This is a genomic window from Mycobacterium sp. 1245499.0 (assembly GCF_001673615.1).
Taxonomy (GTDB): domain Bacteria; phylum Actinomycetota; class Actinomycetes; order Mycobacteriales; family Mycobacteriaceae; genus Mycobacterium; species Mycobacterium europaeum_A.
Genome location: NZ_LZMG01000325.1, coordinates 1 through 19,876, shown reverse-complemented (window position 1 = coordinate 19,876; position 19,876 = coordinate 1). Strand labels below are relative to the sequence as shown.

Below are 19,876 nucleotides of genomic sequence, written 5' to 3'. Positions count from 1 at the left end.
TTGCCGCGGTCAGCGAGGCCACCGGGTTGCTGATCGCCGACACCGCAGGCGGATTCGACTACCGGACCATGGCGCAGGGCCTCGTCGAGCGGCACGGCGCGCTCAGGCACGTCATCGTCGACGGCGACCCGGGACCGTTCACCTCGTGGACCCAACTGCGCCATGGTCCGGTAGTCGAATCCGCCTGCGGTGTCGGCGATCAGCAACCCGGTGGCCTCGCTGACCGCGGCAAAATGTCCCAGTTCGGTGGCCCGGTGACCGGGCAGGCACATCACCGGTATCGCCCCGGCCCGCAGCAGCCCGAACAGCGCCACCGCGAACTGACAGCCGTTCGGCAATTGCAGCAACACCCGATCGCCCGGCGCGATACCCGCGCCGCACAGTCCATCGACCGCGCGGTTAGCCTGGTCGTCCAGGTCCGCATAACTGAGGCCGGTGTCGCTCATGGCGTCGATGACGGCGACTCGGTCGGGCCATTGCTGGGCCGCGTCGGTCAGGATCGTGTCCAGGGGCCGCCCCGCCCAGTAGCCGGCCGCCCGATAGGCGGCGCTCCGATCGGCGGGGAAGGGCACGAACCCGTCGAGGACTCCGGCCGGCGGCTGCGGTGTGTTCGGGCTCATGGCTCCTTCAGCGGGGGCTTCGAACGGGGCTAGTAGCGGGGACGCAGGGAGTAAGGATAGGGTAACCAAAAAATTAGGGCAGCCTGTGCTAATTCAGGGAGGGTCTGTGGTGCACGCCTCGGCACGCTCGGAGGACATCCGGGCGGAGGTGGCCGAACTGCTCGGCGTCAACGTCGATGCAGTTCAGCCGGGTGACAACCTCATCAGCCAGGGCCTGGACTCGATCCGGATCATGACGTTGGCCGGCCGGTGGCGCCGCCGGGGCGTCGCCATCGACTTCGCCGCCCTGGCCGAGCAGCCGACGATCGACGCCTGGGCCCGGCTGGTCGCCGCCGACGGGCACGGCGCCGACCAGCAGACCGTTCCCGCCGAGGCGGCCCGGAGCGCTGAGCCGTCGGCCGAGGACGAGCCGTTTGCCCTGGCCCCGATGCAGCACGCGATGTGGGTGGGCCGCCAGGACCACCAGCAGCTCGGTGGCGTCGCCGGGCACCTCTACGTCGAATTCGACGGTGGCCCGATCGATCCGGAGCGGCTGCGCGCGGCGGCCACCGCGCTGGCACGTCGCCATCCGATGCTGCGGGTGCGGTTCCTGCCCGACGGCACGCAACACATCCCCCCGGCCGACCAGAGCGGCGCCTTCCCGGTCGAGGTCGAGGACCTGCGCCAGCTGAGCACCGACGAGGTCGAGCGGCGGCTCGCCGACATCCGCGACGCGAAATCACACCAGCAGCTCGACGGCGCGGTGTTCGAACTGGCGGTGACGCTGTTGCCGTCCGGGCGGTCCCGGCTGCATGTCGATTTGGACATGCAGGCCGCCGACGCGATGAGCTATCGGACCCTGATGGGCGACCTGGCGGCCCTCTACGGCGGCCGCGACCTCCCCGAGCTGAGCTACACCTATCGGCAGTACCGCCAAGCCATCGAGGCCGAAGAGGCCCAGCCGCAACCGGCCCGCGACGCCGACCGGGACTGGTGGGCGCTGCGCCTGCCGGAGCTGCCCGACCCGCCGGCGTTGCCGTCCATCGGTGGCCGCGGCTCGAAGCAGAGCACGCGGCGCTGGCACTGGCTGGACCCGCAAACCCGCGATGCGCTGTTCGCCCGCGCCCAGGCGCGCGGCATCACTCCGGCCATGGCCCTGGCCGCGGGATTCGCCAATACCCTGGCGCGCTGGTCGACCACGTCGCGCTTTTTGCTGAACGTCCCACTGTTCGGGCGGCAGCCCCTGCACCCCGACGTCGACTCGTTGGTCGGTGACTTCACCTCCTCGCTGCTGCTCGACGTCGATCTCGCCGGCGCCCACACCGCGGCGGCGCGGGCCCAGACCGTGCAGGGCGCGATGCGCACGGCCGCCGCCCATTCCGCCTATCCGGGACTGTCGGTGCTGCGCGACCTCAGCCGTCATCGCCGCACTCAGGTGCTCGCCCCGGTGGTATTCACCAGCGCGCTGGGACTCGGCGAACTGTTCAGCCGCGAGGTGACGGACCGATTCGGCACACCGGGATGGATCATCTCCCAGGGGCCGCAGGTGCTGCTGGACGCGCAGGTCACCGAATTCGACGGCGGCGTCCTGGTGAATTGGGATGTGCGCGAAGGCATGTTCCCCCCGGGCGTCATCGACGCCATGTTCGCCTACCACATCGACGAGCTGCTGGGGCTGGCCTGCGCCGACGACGCGTGGGAGGCGCCGGGCCCGCCGGCACTGCCCCAGGCGCAGCGCGCGGTGCGCGAGGCGGCCAACGCCCGCACCGCGGAACCCAGCGGAGAAGCCTTGCACGACGGGTTCTTCCGGCAGGCCGAGCGGCAGCCCGACGCCCCGGCGGTGTTCGCCAGCACCGGTGACCTCAGCTATGCACAACTGCGCGACCAGGCGCTGGCGGTGGCCGCGGCGCTGCGCGCCGCCGGGGTGGCCACCGGCGAGACCATCGCGATCATGGGGCCCAAAACCGCCGAGCAGATTCCGGCCTTGCTGGGCATCCTGTCCGTCGGTGCCGTCTACCTGCCGATCGGCGCCGACCAGCCGCGCGATCGCGCCGAGCGCATCCTCGAAACCGGTGCGGTGAGGCTGGCCCTCGCCTGCGGCGGACGACCGCTGTCCGTGCCGGTGCCAGAACTGGTGCTGGCCGATATCCTTCGCGAGGCACCTGCGAGCGCCGAGATTACTTCAGCGAGAATCGATCCCGCCGCGCTCGCCTACGTGTTGTTCACGTCGGGCTCCACCGGCGAGCCCAAGGGCGTCGAGGTCACCCACGACGCGGCGATGAACACCGTGGAATTCATCGGCCGCCACTTCGAGATCGGCCCCGCGGATCGATGCCTGGCGCTGTCGACCCTGGAGGGCGACATCTCGGTGATGGACGTCTTCGTCACCCTGCGCACGGGCGGTTCCCTCGTGGTGGTCGACGAAGCGCAGCGACGCGATCCCGACGCCTGGGCCCGGCTCATCGAGACTCACCAGATCACCGTGCTGCACTTCATGCCCGGCTGGCTGGAGATGCTCGTCGAAGTCGGCCGCGGGCGGCTGTCCTCGGTGCGGGTGATCCCGACCGGCGGCGACTGGGTGCGGCCCGAGGTGGTGCGCCGCCTCCAGGTCGAAGCGCCCGACCTGCGCTTCGCCGGCCTCGGCGGTGCGACCGAAACCCCGGTGCACAACAGCATTTTCGAGGTGACCGAAGCGATTCCGGAGGATTGGACGGCCTTGCCGTTCGGCGTCCCGCTTCCCAACAACGCCTGCCGTGTCGTCGACGACACCGGGGCCGACTGCCCGGACTGGGTGCCCGGCGAATACTGGGTGTCCGGACGCGGCATCGCGCGCGGCTACCGCGGCCGTCCCGATCTCACCGCCGAACGCTTCGTCGAGCACGACGGCCGAATCTGGTACCGCACCGGCGATTTGGTGCGGTACTGGCCGGACGGCACCCTCGAATTCGTGGGCCGCGCCGACCACCGGGTCAAGATCAGCGGCTATCGCGTCGAGTTGGGCGAGGTCGAGACCGCGCTGCGGCGCGTGCCCGGGGTGCGCACGGCGGTGGCCGCCCTGATCGCGGTGTCCGGCGAATCCGACGTGCTGGCCGCCCAAGTGTGCACCGACGACGCCGCCCTGACCGCCGAGCGAATCCGGCAGCGTCTCGCTGACCTCGTGCCCGCACACATGGTTCCGCGCCACATCGCGGTGGTGGAGCGGATCGGGTTCACCGACGCCGGAAAGCTCGACCGCCGGGCCGTGGCACGCGAGTTGGAAGCCGCTGTGGCGCAATCGCAGCGGCCGGGCCACCGGGCGCCGTCGACGCCATTGGAAACCGCGCTGGCACTGATCGTCGGCGAGCTGCTCGGCCGGGAACACATCGGGGTCGACGACGACTTCTTCGCCCTCGGCGGCGATTCGGTGCTCGCCACCCAGGCGGTGGCGAGAATCCGGGCCTGGCTGGATGCGCCGGACATCATGGTCGCCGACCTCTTCGCCAATCGAACCGTGTCGACGCTGGCCGCGGTGCTCAGTGCCGGCGAGGACGACCCCGGCCGGCTCGACCAGGTCGCCGAGCTCTATCTGGAGGTTATCGGCATGGACGCCGAATCGGTTCTGGCGGCCTCTCAGCAACCCGCGAAATCGTAGATTGCGCAATGACATTGAATAATCTGATCACCGTGTCTGCCACGTTCCCGTCCTGGATCAAACTGACCCCGGGCCGCAACAACGGGTCGTCCACCGGAGCCACCGTGGTGTTTCCGCACGCCGGCGCGGCCGCCGCAAGCTATCGGGTGCTGGCGGCGGCGCTGGCCGCCGGCGGCGACACCTACATCGTGCAGTACCCGCAACGCGCCGACCGCCTCAGCGAGCCCGGCCACGACAGCGTGCACGACCTGGCCGCCAGCCTCTTCCAAGCGGCGCCGTGGTCCAGCGTCGCGCCGCTGAAGTTGTTCGGGCACAGCATGGGTGCCGTCGTCGCCTTTGAGTTCGCCCGGGTCGCCGAGACGCACGGCACGGCCGTGCAAAAGCTGTGGGTGTCGGCCGGCCCGCCACCGTGCGTCGTCGCCGACATGCCCGAACTGCCGACCAGTGATGACGGGCTGCTGGCCGATATCGCGGATCTGGGCGGTACCGACCCCGAACTGCTTGCCGACGAAGAGTTCTCCGAACTGCTGACCACCGCGGTGCGCGCCGACTATCAGGCCTTCAACGGTTATGACCCCAGCCCCGACGTCCGCATCGGCGCCGACATTCACGTGCTGGGCGGCCATGACGACCACCGCATCGCCACCGGCGTGCTGCGGCAGTGGGAAAGGCACACCGCCGGATCCTTCGCCCTGTCGTTGTACGACGGCGGGCACTTCTACGTCTACGACCACGTCGAAGCGATCGCCGCGCAGGTGAATGCCGGGTGATGCCAATGTCTGACGAGGGGTTCGGCTCGGGCCGCGGCGCCGAGTATGCCGACCCGGTCGTGATCGTGGGAATGGGTGTGGAGGCACCCGGGGGCATCGAAACCGCCGAGGCCTACTGGGATCTGCTGGCCCACGGCCGTGAGGCGCTGGGCCCGTTTCCCACCGACCGCGGTTGGGCGGTGCCAGAACTGCTCGCCGGCTCGCGCCGCAGCGGCTTCAAAGAGATCCATGACCGCGGCGGATTCCTCACCGGGGCAACCACATTCGATCCGGAGTTCTTCGGGATCTCGCCCCGCGAGGCCGTCGTGATGGATCCGCAGCAGCGGGTGGCGCTTCGGGTGGCCTGGCGGGCGTGCGAGAACAGCGGCATCAATCCCGACGAGCTGGCCGGTCACGATGTGGGCTGCTTCGTCGGCGCCTCGGCCACCGGGTACGGACCCGACATGGCCCAATTCTCCGAACACAGCGGTCATCTGCTCGCCGGGACCGCGCTCAGCGTGATCTCGGGTCGCATCGCCTACACGCTGGGATTGGCCGGGCCGGCGCTGACCTTGGATTCCTCGTGCGCGTCGGCGCTGGTGGCCTTCCACGTCGCGGTGCGCTCACTACAGAACGACGACTGCGATCTGGCCCTCGCGGGCGGGGTCAACGTGCTGGGCTCACCGGGCTTTTTCGTCGAGTTCTCCAAGCAACACGCGCTCTCCGACGACGGATACTGCCGCCCCTACAGCGCGCAGGCCAGCGGGACCGTGTGGGCCGAGGGCGCGGCGATGTTTGTGCTGCAACGCAAATCGGCCGCCCTGCGTGCCGGCCGGCGGATCGTCGCCGAGGTGCGGGCCACCGCCATGAATCAGGACGGGCGCAGCGCCGGTCTGAGCGCGCCCAGCGGCGAGGCCCAGGTCCGGCTGTTCCAGCGGGCCATCAGCCAGGCCGGGATCAAGCCCGCCGAGGTGGGGATGATCGAGGGGCACGGCACGGGGACCCGCCTGGGCGACCGAACCGAGCTGCGCTCGCTGGCCCAGACCTACGGCGACACCGAGCCCGGCGCCGGAGCATTGCTGGGTTCGGTCAAATCCAACGTCGGTCACTCGTTGGCCGCCGCCGGCGCGCTGGGTCTGGCCAAGGTGCTGGTCTCCGCCGAGCACGGCGCCGTCCCACCCACCCTGCATGCCGGCGACGCCAGCCCCGAAATCGAATGGGACAAGCAAGGACTCCGGTTGGCCCAGACCTTGACACCGTGGCCGGCCGTCGACGGGCAGCGCACCGCCGCGGCGTCCGCGTTCGGCATCGCCGGCACCAACGCGCACCTGATCGTCTCCGTCCCCGAGGTCGCATGATGCTCACCCATGGCCTGCCGGACGGGCGTATCCCGGTGCTGCTGAGCGCCCATGATCCAGAGCTGATCCGCCGCGACGCCGCCGCGATCGCCGATTACCTTGGCCGCGTCCCGGACTCGGCGGATCTGACCGCCGCGGTCGCTTCCACCCTGCTGCGGCTGCGGAGGTTGCGACGGCACCGCGCGGTGGTGCGCGCGGCAGACAGCACCGAGCTCGTCGCGGGTCTGTCCGCGATCGCCAACGGCGAGGAGCACGAGCTGGTCTCGTACTCCGCGAGGACGACACCGCCGCGGGTCGCGTTCGTGTTTCCCGGCCAGGGCAATCAATGGCAGGCGATGGGAGCCGGCGCCTACCAACGGTTACCGGCCTACCGCGAGGCCGCCGACCGATGCGCGCAAGCATTCGCTTCCGCCGGATTCGCTTCTCCGCTGCCGTATCTGGTGGGCGACGAACCGCGCAACTGGTCGCGCCCCGAGATCCAGGGCGCGCAGTTCACCCACGCGGTGAGCCTGGCCGAGGCATGGCGGTCCCGCGGGGTCCTGCCCGACATCACCATCGGTCACAGCCTCGGTGAGGTGGCGGCGGCCTATGTGGCGGAGGCGATAGCGCTGCCCGACGCGGTCGCTTTGGTGGTTGCTCGCGCGACCGTGGTCGACCAGCTCACCGGCCACTACGCAATGGCGGTGCTGGGCACCGGGCTGGACATCGCGGAGTCGTTGCTCGCGGAAACGCCGGGCTGGCTGGAAGTTTCGGCGGTCAACGGCCCGTCGTCGACCGTGGTCGCCGGTGACCATGACGCGGTGGCCGCCGCGGTCGCACTGGCCCAACGGCGCGGCATCTTCAGCCAGCAACTGTCCGTCGACTATCCCGGACACACCAGTGCGCTCCGCCCGTTGCGTTCGAGCCTGGCCGAGCTGACACCGAAGTCGACCTTCCGGGATGCCCCGGTGCGGTTCATCGGATCCACGCTGGGGACCGAGCTGGGGGAGGCGACCGACTTCTCCGGCTATTGGTATGAAAACCTTTGCGGCACCGTACGATTCGACCTGGCCGTGCAATATGCCCGCGGTTGTGGGGCCGACGCGTTCGTTGAGCTCTCGGCGCACCCCTCCTTGCTGTACCCGCTGGGCGACATCGTCGACGACGAGTCGGCCGTCATCGTCGGCTCGGGTCATCGCGACCGGTCCATCACCGATTCGCTGTCGGCGAGCATCACCGCACTCGCGGCCGCCGACCCCGGCTGCCGGTGGGCCGACGCGATCCCGACGGCCGATCTGCCCGCGCTGCGCGGCTTCCCCAACGCGCCGATGCGTGCGGTGCACCTGTGGGCGGCGCCGCAACGGGTGACCGAAGCGGCGCCGGCGCCGGCGCTCACCGTGGCCGTCGAGGACTGGCAGCCGGTCACGGCGCCCGTCACACCCGGCGCAAGCAGCCTCGACATCGCCTTCGTCGGTGCGGGCACCCTGACGCAGCGGCTGCTCGAAACCGTTGCCGCGCATGGTGCTTGCCGAGCGGTGCCACCGGACGAGGCGGAAATCCTTGTGATCGCCGCCCCGGGACTCGACCCGCTCGACCCCGCCTCCGCAATCGAGCGGATCGCAGGCCGCCCCGACGCGGGCCTACCGGACTACCCCGCACTCATCGGCCCCCAGTGCCGGACCGTCTGGTTGCTCACCGCCGGTGCCGAACACGTCGACCGCGATGACGCCAATGTGTCTCCCGCACAGGCGGCGCTGGCGGCGATGCATCGCAGCATCGGGTTCGAATTCCCGGACCAGGCATTCGGGCACCTGGACCTCGAACACCGCGATCCCGACCCCGCAACGGCACGGCTCGCCATCGACGTGCTGCTGGATGAGGTGGCCGAGGTCGCAGTGCGCGGCGCCGGATCGCCGCGACGCCACGTCCGCACGTTCCGTGCGTGCCGCCAATCGGCGACCCCGCGCCCGCTCGATACCGCCGCCTTGGACGACGTGGTGATCACCGGTGGCAGCGGAGCGATCGGCCTGCAGTACGCGCGGTATTGCCTGGAACGCGGCGCCCGGACCGTCACCCTGCTGAGCCGCCACGGTGTTGATCCGACGGTGCTGCGCGAGCTCGTCGGCCAGTATGACGCCAAAGTCCACGCCCCCCAATGCGATATCACCGATAGGGACGCCCTGGCCGCCGTCGCCGCCGAATATGCGGGTTCGGGCGCGTCACTGCTGATCCACACCGCGGGCATCGCGCGGGCCCTTTCACGATCGGATCTCAGCGGCGCTGACGTTGCGGCGGTGTGCGCGGCCAAAGTCCGCGGACTGGCCTTGCTGGCCGACGTGTGGCCGCTGCGCCCGGACTGCCGGATCCTGGCCTGCTCGTCGGTATTCGGGGTCTGGGGCGGGCACCACCACGCGGCCTACGCGGCATCCAATCGGATGCTCGACGTGTTGGCCGCCCAGTTGCGCGCCGCCGGCCGCGACTGCACGGCGATCCGCTGGGGCCTGTGGCAGGGCGCCGGGGTCGTGGTGGGCACCGAGATCACGCGCACCGAGCGTTCCGGTCTGGTGGCGATGGACCCGCAGCGGGCGATCGAGGCCAGCCTGTACGGCTACGACGGCGATCCGCTGATCTTTGACGCCGACTTCGAGCGGCTTCAGGTGTTCTTCGAAAGCCAGGGCATGCCAATGCCGTTCAGTGATGCACGCACCGGCGAGGGCGAGGAAACCGACACCTCGGCTGAGAAGCCGCTCGCCGACATCGTGCGGGCCGAGCTGGCGGCGACGCTGCACCTGGGTGATTCGCTGTCGATCGACCCGGGCGCCTCGCTGATCGACCTGGGTGTGGACTCCTTGCTCGCACTCGATTTACGCAAACGGCTGCGCCGGACGGTGGGGAACTCGGTTCCGGTGTCCCGCATGCTCGGCGGCATCACGGTGACCGAGCTGATCGACGCGCTGCGTGCCGACCCAACCGGCGCGCCCGCGGCGAAGCCGTCATTCGAGCGCGCCGGCGCCGCCAACGGTGCGCACCACTCAACGCTCGCGATGCTAGAAAGGTTGGACTCCTAGCGTGACTAACACCACCGGCGTCAGCACCCGGCTCGACGACGAACGCCTGGAACTGCTGCGCCGCAAGCTGACCGAACGCGGCCTGGCCAGGACGGCGGGCGCGGCGCCCGCGTCGGCCGACGACGGGCCGCGCATGTCGGTCGGCCAGCACCGGATGTGGTTCGTGCAGTCAGTCGATCCTGACAGCGCGCTGCTCAACATCTGCGTCTCCTACCGCCTGTCCGGCACCGTCGACATCGCACAGCTGCATCGTGCGGTCGACGCCGTCGCCGCGCGACACCCGGTGCTGCACACGACGTATGCCAGCGACGCCGAGGGCGATCCGCAGCCGGTGACTCGCGAGGACCTGCGGCCCGAGTGGGCCGAACACGACCTGGCCGGGCTGACCGACCAGGCGCGCCGGCTGCGGCTGGACGTGTTGGCGCAGCGCGACTTTCGCCGCCCATTCGACCTGAGCAAGGATTCGCCGCTGCGGGTCACGGTGGCGCGGCTGGCCGACGACGAGCTGATGCTGCTGATCACCGCGCATCACATCGCCTGGGACGACGGCTCGTGGGCACCGTTCTTCGCGGATCTGACTCGCGCCTACACCGACCCCGATGCCTTCGCCGATGGGCAGGTCCGCCCGGGCATCTCGGTGGATGCGGCCGCCGTTCGTCAGGCGGATCTGGACTACTGGCGCCCGTTGATGGCCGACCTGCCGGAGCCACTCGAGCTTCCCGGGCCCAACGGTTCGGTCGTGCCCACGACCTGGCGCGCGCAGCGCGCGGTCGCGCAATTGTCGCCCGACACCGTCGACCGGGCCGCGGCGTTGGCCCGCGACACGGGTGCCACCCCGTACATGGTGTTGATGGCGGCCTTCGCCGCCCTGGTGCACCGCTACACCCAGTCGACCGACTTCCTGGTGGCCGCCCCGGTGCTCAACCGCGGCGTGGGCACCGAGGATGTCATCGGCTACCACGGCAACACGGTGGTGATCCGGCTGCGCCCGCAGCCGCACCAGACGTTCCGTGAGCTGCTGAGCCAAACCCGTGACGGCGCGGTGGGCGCCTTCGCTCATTCGCGCGCCGACCTGGATTGGCTGGTCCGCGAGTCGAATCCCGATCGCCGGCATGGCGCCGACCGGATGACCCGGGTGAGCTTCGGGCAGCGGGAGCCCGATGGCCGCGGCTTCTGCCCGCCGGGCGTGCGTTGCGAACGCGGTGAATTGCGCGGCCATTTCAACCAATTGCCGTTGAGCCTGATGGTCGAGCTGGACCGGACACCCGACGGCGCCGGCGGTGGCGTGATCGAGGCGGAATACCTCGTCGAGGTGATGGACCAGCAGTTGGTCGAGCAATTGCTACGCCACTACGCCGCCCTGCTGGATGGCGTGCTGTCCGACCCCGACGTGAAGCTGTCGGCGTGCGCGCTGATGGGTGCCGAAGACGCCGAGTGGCTGCGCGCGGTGTCGACCGGCGAGGAGTTCGTCACACCGGCCAGCACGTTGCCCGACCTGGTCAGCCGCCGGGCGGGTCTGACGCCCGATGCCGTTGCGGTCGTCTACGAGGGGCGTGCCTACTCCTACCGAGAGATCGACGAAGAGTCGAACCGGTTGGCGCACTGGCTCATCGAGCAGGGGATCGGTACCGAGGACCGCGTCGCGGTGCTGCTGGACAAGTCGCCCGAATTGGTCATCACCGCGCTCGGGGTGCTCAAGGCGGGCGGGGTTTATCTGCCGGTGGATCCCACCTATCCGGAGGACCGGCTGAGCTTCATTCTCGACGACGCGGACGCCAAACTGGTGCTGCGCGAACCGGTTTCCGACGCCGCGCGCTATCCGGGCACCGCGCCGGCGAAGTTGATCCGGCCGCTGAGCCCGCAAAACACCGCCTACCTGATCTACACCTCGGGCTCCACCGGGCTGCCCAAGGGTGTGCCGGTGCCGCACGCGCCCATCGCCGAGTACTTCGTCTGGTTCGGCGACGAATACCGCATCGACGACACCGACCGGCTGCTGCAGGTCGCCTCGCCCAGCTTCGACGTGTCGATGGGCGAGATCTTCGGCACGTTGATCATGGGGGCCCGCTTGGTGATTCCGCGGCCTGACGGGCTGCGCGACATCGGCTATCTCACCGATCTTTTGGCCCGCGAAGGCATCACCTCCATGCACTTCGTGCCGTCGTTGCTGGGGCTCTTCCTGTCGCTGCCCGGCGTCAGCCAGTGGCGGACGCTGCGGCGCGTGCCGATCGGCGGCGAGGCCCTGCCCGGTGAGATCGCCGACAAGTTCCACGCCACCTTCGACGCGTCGCTGTACAACTTCTACGGGCCGACCGAGACCGTGGTGAACTGCACCAGCTACCCGGTGGAAGGCACCCAGGGCACCCGGGTGGTGCCGATCGGCCGACCCAAGATCAACACCCAGGTATATCTGCTCGACAATGCCCTGCAGCCGGTTCCCGTCGGCGTGATCGGTGAGATCTACATCGCCGGAACGCATGTCGCGCACGGATACCATCGCAGGCCCCAGTTGACGGCCGAGCGCTTCGTCGCCGACCCGTTCACGCCGGGCGGGCGGATGTACCGCTCCGGAGACCTGGCCCGCCGCAACGCCCACGGTGACATCGAGTTCGTCGGCCGCGCCGACGAGCAGGTGAAGATCCGCGGCTTCCGCATCGAGTTGGGCGAAATCGCGGCCGCGATCTCGGTGGACCCCAGCGTCGGACAAGCGGTCGTGTTGGCCATGGACCTGCCCCAGCTGGGCAAGAGCCTGGTGGGATACGTGACGCCGGCCCAGGGCGCCGGCACGGAATCGGTTGACGTCGAGCGCATCCGCGCCCGGGTGGCCGCCGCGCTGCCGGACTACATGACCCCGGCCGCCTACGTGGTGCTCGACCAGATTCCGATCACCGCGCATCAGAAGATCGACCGCGCCGCGCTGCCGCAACCACAAATCGCGGCCGCCACCGAATACCGCGACCCGACGACTCCCACCGAACAGCGCGTCGCGCAACTGTTTTCGGGACTGCTCGGACACGACCGGGTGGGCGTCGACGACTCGTTCTTCGATCTGGGCGGCCACTCGCTGGTCGCCACCAAACTGGTGACCGCGATCCGCGCCGAGTGTGGTGTGGAGATCGGCATCCGCGACGTCTTCGAACTCGCCACGGTCGGGGCGTTGGCCGAGCGGATCGACCAGCTGAGTGCCGGCGAGCTGACGCCGTCGCGGCCCAGGCTGATCACCACCGCACACGACGAGCCCATGCCGCTGTCGGCGTCCCAGCTGCGCAGCTGGTTCGCCTACCGCGTGGACGGGCCCAGTCGGGTCAACAACATTCCCTTCGCGGCGAAACTGACCGGGCCGTGGGACATCGATGCGCTGATCGCCGCCGTCGGCGATGTCGTTGCCCGGCACGAGATCCTGCGCACCAGCTACGTCGAGTTGGACGGTGTGCCCTACCAGGTGGTGGGTCCGGCCAATGTCGAAATCCCGGTGCGCCGCGAGGAGGGGCCCGACGACGCCTGGCTGCAGCAGCAGCTCGACATCGAACGGTGCCATTGCTTCGAGCTGGACGCCGAACTGCCGATCCGGGTCGCGGTGCTGCGCACCGAGAACACCGCGGAACACGTGCTGTCGCTGGTCGTGCACCACATCGCGTCCGACCATTGGTCGGCAGGCGTGCTGTTCTCCGACGTGATGACGGCCTACCGGGCCCGGCGCGGGGGAGAAGCGCCATCCTGGGCCCCGCTTCGGGTGCAGTACGCCGACTACGCGGCGTGGCAGCGCACGTTCCTGGGCGACGCCGGCGGGCAGGAATCCGCGATCTCCGCCGACCAGCGGGAGTACTGGACCCGGCAACTGGCCGGTCTGCCGGAGGACACCGGGCTGCGTCCGGACTTCCCCCGCCAGCCCGTGCCCAGCGGTGCGGGCGAGTCCGTCGACTTCCACATCGACGCGGCGACGCGGGCCAAGCTCGGCGAGCTGTGCCGCGAGCTGGGCATCACCGAATTCATGTTGCTGCAAACGGCCGTCGCCGTGGTGTTACACAAAGCCGGTGGCGGAACCGACATTCCGTTGGGCACCCCGGTCGCGGGTCGCACCGAAGCCGAGTTGGACCAGCTGATCGGATTCTTCGTCAACATCCTGGTGCTGCGCAACGACATGGACGGCAACCCGACGTTGCGCGAACTGCTCAAGCGGGCCCGGGAGACCGCCCTGGCCGCCTACGCCCACCAGGACCTGCCGTTCGACCGCGTCGTCGACAGCGTCAGCCCGGTGCGCTCGTTGTCCCGCAACCCGCTGTTCCAGGTCGTGGTGCACGTGCGGGATCACCTGTCCGCTACCCGGGTCATCGAGACCGCGGCGGCCGGCAGCGGCGAGCAGGACACCGTGTGCACCTCGCTCGACCCCATCTTCGACATGGCGCATGCGGATCTGAGCGTCAACTTCTTCGGCACCGACGGCTCCGGCGACATCGGATACAACTGCAATCTCATCTACCGCACCGAGCTCTACGCCAGGACCACCATCGAGCGGTTGGCCGGATGGCTGACCCGGGCGCTCACCGAGTTTGCCGACGACCTCGATCAGACTTTGCGAGACGTCCAGCTGATCGACGCCGGCGAGCAAGACCGCATCCTGCGCGACTGGAGCCGCGGCGAGCAACCGCCGCACGACCGGCCGCGCACCATCCCGGAATTGCTCGAACCCAGCCGCGCCTGGGGAAGCGACCGGATCGCGGTGCGCTGCGGCGGCGACAGCATCGATTACCCTGCACTGCACCGTAGTTCGGACAATCTGGCCGCCCTGCTCATCAGAAGCGGCGTGGGCCCGGGCACGCTGGTTGGATTGTCGACCCGGCGGAGCATCGAGCTGGTGGTGGCGCTGGTGGCCATCATGAAGGCCGGCGCCGGGTACTTCCCCATCGATCCCGGTTATCCGCTGGCGCGAAAGCAATTCATGCTCGACGACGTCGCGCCGCCGGTCGTGATCGCGACCGTCGAAGCGACGGACACCATGCCGCAGGTGCCCGGCGTCGAGCTGATCTCGCTGGACGATCCCCAGGTACGCACCCTGGTCAACAGCGACGACGTCGATCCGCAGGCGAGGAATGCGCGGGCGCCACACCCCGATGACCCGATGTACCTGGTGTTCACTTCCGGGTCCACCGGCAAGCCGAAAGGGGCAGTGGGAACGCATCGTTCGATGGCCGCCCGGCTCGACTGGCAGCTGCGCCACTACCCGCCGCGCACCGACGACGTGCGCCTGGCGCAGGCCTCGATCACCTTCCTCGAAGGCGGCATGGAGATGCTGGCCGGCCTGGCGGCCGGCGCCACCATGATCCTGGCCGACGACGCCGAACACCGCGACCCGGAGGCCCTCGGGGACCTGATGAACCGGTACTCGGTCGCTCAGGTCACCGCGGTGCCCAGCCTGGTCTCGGCCCTGGTGGACAGCCGGCCCGACGCCGTGCGCTCGCTGTCTCGGCTGGTCTGCGGCGGCGAACCGGTGAGCGCGTCGCTGCTGGCGCGGCTGGTGTCGGTGTGCGCCGACGAGTGTGACGGCGGCACCCAGCTGTTGAACAACATCGGTTCCACCGAGACGTCCGGTGCGGTGTCCCGCGGGCCGTTGGCCCCACCGAATCCGCTTGTCGGAAGGCCCGTCCCGGGTGCGCAGGCCTATCTGCTCGACGATGGGCTGCGTCCCGTGCCCGTCGGAGTGGTGGGCGAGCTGTACTACTCCGGTGACCAGCTGGCTCGGGGATATTGGAAACGCCCCGGCCTGACCGCCACCCGTTTTGTCGCCAATCCCTACGGACTCGAGCCGGGTTCGCGGTTGTACCGCAGCGGCGACCTGGCCCGGTGGACCGAGGACGGGCAGCTGGAGTTCGTCGGGCGTTCCGACCACCAGGTGCAGGTGCGTGGTTTCCGCGTCGAGCTGGCCGAGGTCGAGTCGGCCCTGGCGGCCGTCGATGGTGTCGCCGCCGCGGCGGCTCGCACCTGGGAGGTGCACGGCGGCACGTCGCTGGCCGGATATGTTGTGCCGCAACGGCCTATCTCGGATGACGCCGAGAAGGCGGCTTTCGCGGGGGAGGTGCGCGCCGCCATCGCCACGACGCTGCCGGGGTACATGCTGCCGTCGTCGCTGACCGTGCTCCACGCCCTGCCCAAAACCGAATCGGGCAAGCTGAACCGGCCCGGGTTGCCGCGGCCGGCGGTCAGCACCGGCGGTCAGACCGAACCCGCCCGCACCGACACGGAACGGGCGCTGGCCAAGGTTTTCGCCGAACTGCTGTCCACCCCCGAGGTCGGGCGCTTCGACGACTTCTTCGCCCTCGGCGGTGACAGCATCCTGTCCGTGCAGCTCGCCTCGCGGGCGCGGACCGCCGGCCTGGCCGTGAGCCCGCGGATGATCTTCGAGAATCCGACGGTGCAGCAGCTGGCGGCCGCGCTGGATGCCCTGGGCGACGCGGAATCCGGCATCGAGCAGCAAGAGCCGGCGGCCGACACCCGTTTCGAGCCGATGAGCACCTCCGGGCTGTCGTCCTCGGACCTGTCCGCGGTGACGCAGCTTTGGTCGTCGTCACGCCAAGGCACGACGTGACGGCCGCCAAAACCGATGTCGCGCCCGACATCGAGGACGTCATGGCGCTGAGCCCGCTGCAAGAGGGCTTGTATTCGCTGACCACGCTCGCCGAATTCGCCGACGGCGAAGCGGCGGATGACCCGTACGTGATCGGGATCGCCGCGGACATCTCCGGCGCACTCGACGTCGCACTGCTGCGCGACTGCGCGGAGCAGATGTTGGTGCGCCACCCGAACCTGCGGGCCAGCTTCTTCAGCCGGGGGATCCCGCGACCGGTGCAGATCGTGCCGTCCCGCGTCGAGCTGCCCTGGCGGCTCGTCGCCGCCGCGCCGGGGGACGTAGCGGCGCTGGAAACCGGCGAGCGGCGGCGACCGTTCGATCTTGAGCACGGGCCGGCCATCCGCTTCCTGCTGATCGAATTGCCCGGCGAGCAATGGCGTTTGGTACTCACCGCCCATCACATCGTGATCGACGGTTGGTCGCTGCCGGTGTTCGTCAACGAGTTGATGATGCTGTACCAGGCCGGCGGCGATCCGGCGGCGCTGCCCGCCGCCCCGCGGCCCTACCGCGACTACATCGGCTGGCTGGCGAGCCGCGATCCGGAAGCCAGCCAACGGGTCTGGCGCGAACACCTGGCGGGCCTGCCGGGCCCCACCCTGCTCGCCGCCGCCCTGGGATCCATGGACACGAGCGAGGGCCAGCAACCGGGGCTGCCGCGCACCACCCGACTGCGACTGCCGGCCGAAACCACCACGCGGCTGGTCGACGGCACCCGCTCCCGGGGCGTCACCGTCAACACCCTGATGCAAATGGCCTGGGCGCTGGTGTTGTCGCGGCTGACCGATACGCACGACGTGGTGTTCGGGGTCACGGTGTCCGGCCGTCCCCCCGAACTGACCGGCGTCGAGACCATGGTCGGCTTGTTCATCAATACCGTGCCGCTGCGGGTCGGGCTCGACCCGTCCGCCTCCGCCGGCGAGCAGTGCCGCGCCGTGCAGCGCACCGCCGCGCTGCTGCGCGAACACAGCTATCTCGGGCATGCCCAACTTCGCGCCCTCGGCGGCGTCGGGGAGATGTTCGACACCCTGCTGGTCTACGAGAACTTTCCGATGGACGGCCTGACCGCCGGCGGCGAATTGACCGCCGGCGGAGCGACATTCCGGCCGTCCGCGCTGCAGACCCTGTCGCATTTCCCGATCGCCATCGCCGCCCACATGGAAGGCGGCGAGCTGGTGGTGCTGATCGAAGCGATCGACGGAGCGCTGGGGGCGGTTCCCGCCGCCACCTTCGGGCGCCGCGTGCTGACCACCGCCGAGCGACTGCTGCAGGGCTGGGAGCGTCCCCTGCGCGAGGTCAGCGTCCTGCTCGACGATGAGGACGGCCCGCTGGGCGCGACCGCAACGCCGAAACCGGTGGCGCCGTTGAGCATCCACGCCCGCTTCGCCGACGTCGTGGCCAGGACGCCGGACAACCCGGCTATCAGCTGGGCGGGCGGGACGCTGAGCTACCGCGAGCTGAACCGGCACGCCACCCGGCTTGCGGCGCGACTCGCCCGACAGGGCGTCAAGTCCGAAACACCCGTGGCTCTCAAACTTTCGCGAGGGCCGCACTACATCATCGCGCTATTGGCCGTGCTCAAAGCCGGAGGCATGTGCGTGCCGATGGAGCCCGGCATGCCCCCCGAACGGATCGACTCGATCTTGCGCCAATCGGGCGCGTCGATCGTCTTGGACGAAGAGCTGACCGAAAGGCTGCTCGAGGCCGGCGAACCGCACGACGACGACTTCGACGCCGTCGACGTTCCACCCGCGCAGGCCGCCTACGTCGTGTTCACCTCCGGCACGACGGGAGAACCCAAGGGCGTCATCGGAACTCACGGCGCGGTGGGCGCCTACGCCGACGATCATCTGGACCGCGTATTGCGGCCCGCGGCAGCCACACTGGGCCGGCCCCTGCGCATCGCCCACGCATGGTCGTTCGCCTTCGACGCCGCCTGGCAGCCGCTGGTCGGCCTGCTCGACGGGCACGTCGTGCATGTCGTCGACGAGCAGACCCAGACCGATGCCGAGGCGCTGGTCGCGCTGATCGCCGCGCAGGGCATCGACATGATCGACACCACCCCGTCGATGTTTGCCCAGCTGCAGGCGTTCGGTTTGCTCACCGAGGCGCCGCTGACCGTGCTGGCGCTGGGCGGCGAGGCGGTGGGCAGCGCGGCCTGGGCGCGGATCCGCAACACCTGCGACACCACCTCGATGACGGCGCACAACTGCTACGGGCCCACCGAAACCACGGTCGAGGCGGTGGTCGCCACCATCGCCGAGTACGACGAGCCCTCGATCGGACGCCCGACCCGGCACACCCGCGGCTACGTACTGGATTCCGCGCTGCGCCCGGTGCCCTGCGGGGCGACGGGCGAACTGTATCTGGGCGGTGCCCAGCTGGCCCGCGGCTATCTGGGCCGCGCCCCGGAGACCGCGGCACGCTTTGTCGCCGACCCGTTCGCGGCGGCAGAACGGATGTATCGCACCGGCGATTTGGTGCGCCGATTGCCCGACGGCTCACTGCAATACGTGGGACGAGCCGACGCCCAGGTGAAGATTCGCGGCCACCGCGTCGAACCCGGCGAGATCGCGGCCGCCCTCGAATCACATCCGGCCGTGCGGCACGCCGGGGTGCTGGTACGGCAACGCCGAGGCGTTGCGCGGCTCACCGCATACGTCGCGATCGACCCGGCCACCGAAGGGTCCACGGCCGCCGAGTTGCGGAGCATGCTCAGCAACCGGCTGCCGCGCTACATGGTTCCACAGCGCATCATCGTGGTCGACGAGATTCCGTTGACCCCCAACGGAAAACTCGACGAAACGGCATTGGCCGCATTCGACGCCGACGAACCCGAAGCCGGCGCGGCGTCGCCCGAGACGCCCACGGAATCCGCGCTGGCCGAGCTGCTCGCCGAGCTCCTCGGCCAATCGCGCATCGACGTCACCGCCGACTTTTTGCAGCTTGGCCTGGACAGCATCATGGCGTTGTCGGTGGTGCAAGCGGCCCGGGCCCGCGGAATTGCGTTGCGCGCCAGGCTCGTCCTCGAGTGCGGCAACGTCCGCGAACTGGCCGAAGCGATCGACTCGGAGACCACGGCCGCCACCCAGCAAGCGGACACCCGTACCGGACCGATGCCGTTGCTGCCCAACGGCCGATGGCTCTACGAACACGGCGACCCGCGCAGGCTCGCCCAGACCGAAGCCATCCGGTTGCCCGAGACGCTGCGCCGCGAACAGCTGGAAGCGGCCCTGGCCGGCATCATCGAGGGCCACGAGGTGCTGCGCACCCGGGTGGACCGCCCCACCATGACCCTGGTACCCAACCCCGACGCCGATATTCGCAACGCACTCAACGAGGTTGAGGTGGCCGGCGATCTGGCCGCGGCGGTACCGGCCTACGTCGCCGAGGCCGTCGAGCGCCTGGACCCCGAACGCGGAACGCTGCTGTCCGCGGTGTGGCTTCGACCGCCCGCCGGGGAAAGCGTTCTGCTGCTGGCCGCGCACGTCGTCGCGCTGGACCCCGCGTCGTGGCGAGTGATCCTCGGTGAACTCGGCGCCGCGCTGGCGGCCGCGGCCACCGGTCACTCGCCGGCGCCCGTTCGCGAACACACCAGCTATCGCCGCTGGGCCGACGCGCTCACCGCGCGGGCGCGGCGGCTGGACACGGCGCAATTCTGGGCGTCCCAGCTCGACGGCGACGATCCCGACCTCGGTGCCCGGCGGCTGGATCCGAGCAGCGATCGGGCCCGCGATCTAATCGTCCGCAACGCCGTCACCGACGCCGACGTCACCCGCCGGCTGCTGGATTCGGGTCTGCCGTTGCCCACGCTGCTGGTCACCGCCACCGCGGCGACGGTGACCCGCTGGCGCGAGCTGCGCGGCCAGC

7 protein-coding genes are annotated in these 19,876 nt (G+C 69.9%); 6 read left to right on the top strand and 1 reads right to left on the bottom strand.

The features are described from left to right. On the bottom strand, positions 1-620 hold a 620-nt coding region (locus A5646_RS19835), incomplete at its 3' end, for an AMP-binding protein (protein WP_231998414.1). 106 nt (positions 621-726) lie between these two features. Here A5646_RS19835 and A5646_RS19830 point away from each other — a divergent pair. From A5646_RS19830 to A5646_RS19805, 6 genes are all read left to right on the top strand, one after another. Next, positions 727-4,230: a non-ribosomal peptide synthetase gene (locus A5646_RS19830; RefSeq protein ID WP_067023719.1), complete on the top strand. Its 3,504-nt coding sequence runs from the start codon at positions 727-729 to the stop codon at positions 4,228-4,230. An 8-nt stretch (positions 4,231-4,238) separates the two neighbouring features. After that, positions 4,239-5,000: a thioesterase II family protein gene (locus A5646_RS19825; RefSeq protein WP_066867791.1), complete on the top strand. Its 762-nt coding sequence runs from the start codon at positions 4,239-4,241 to the stop codon at positions 4,998-5,000. After that, positions 4,997-6,337 (top strand): polyketide synthase, encoded by a 1,341-nt coding sequence (locus A5646_RS19820; protein WP_369806972.1) that lies wholly within the window; start codon positions 4,997-4,999, stop codon positions 6,335-6,337. Before A5646_RS19825 ends, A5646_RS19820 begins: the two co-directional genes overlap by 4 nt. Further along, positions 6,337-9,384 carry a mycobactin polyketide synthase MbtD gene (mbtD, locus tag A5646_RS19815; protein ID WP_067023722.1) on the top strand — a complete coding sequence of 1,016 codons (3,048 nt, stop codon included), beginning with the start codon at positions 6,337-6,339 and terminating at the stop codon, positions 9,382-9,384. The genes A5646_RS19820 and mbtD overlap by 1 nt, the downstream gene beginning before the upstream one ends. Before the next feature lies 1 nt (position 9,385). Next, positions 9,386-15,967 carry a non-ribosomal peptide synthetase gene (locus A5646_RS19810; protein ID WP_067023714.1) on the top strand — a complete coding sequence of 2,194 codons (6,582 nt, stop codon included), beginning with the start codon at positions 9,386-9,388 and terminating at the stop codon, positions 15,965-15,967. After that, a partial coding sequence (locus A5646_RS19805; RefSeq protein WP_067023711.1) for a non-ribosomal peptide synthetase occupies positions 15,964-19,876 on the top strand: 3,913 nt, incomplete at its 3' end. The genes A5646_RS19810 and A5646_RS19805, both read left to right, overlap by 4 nt.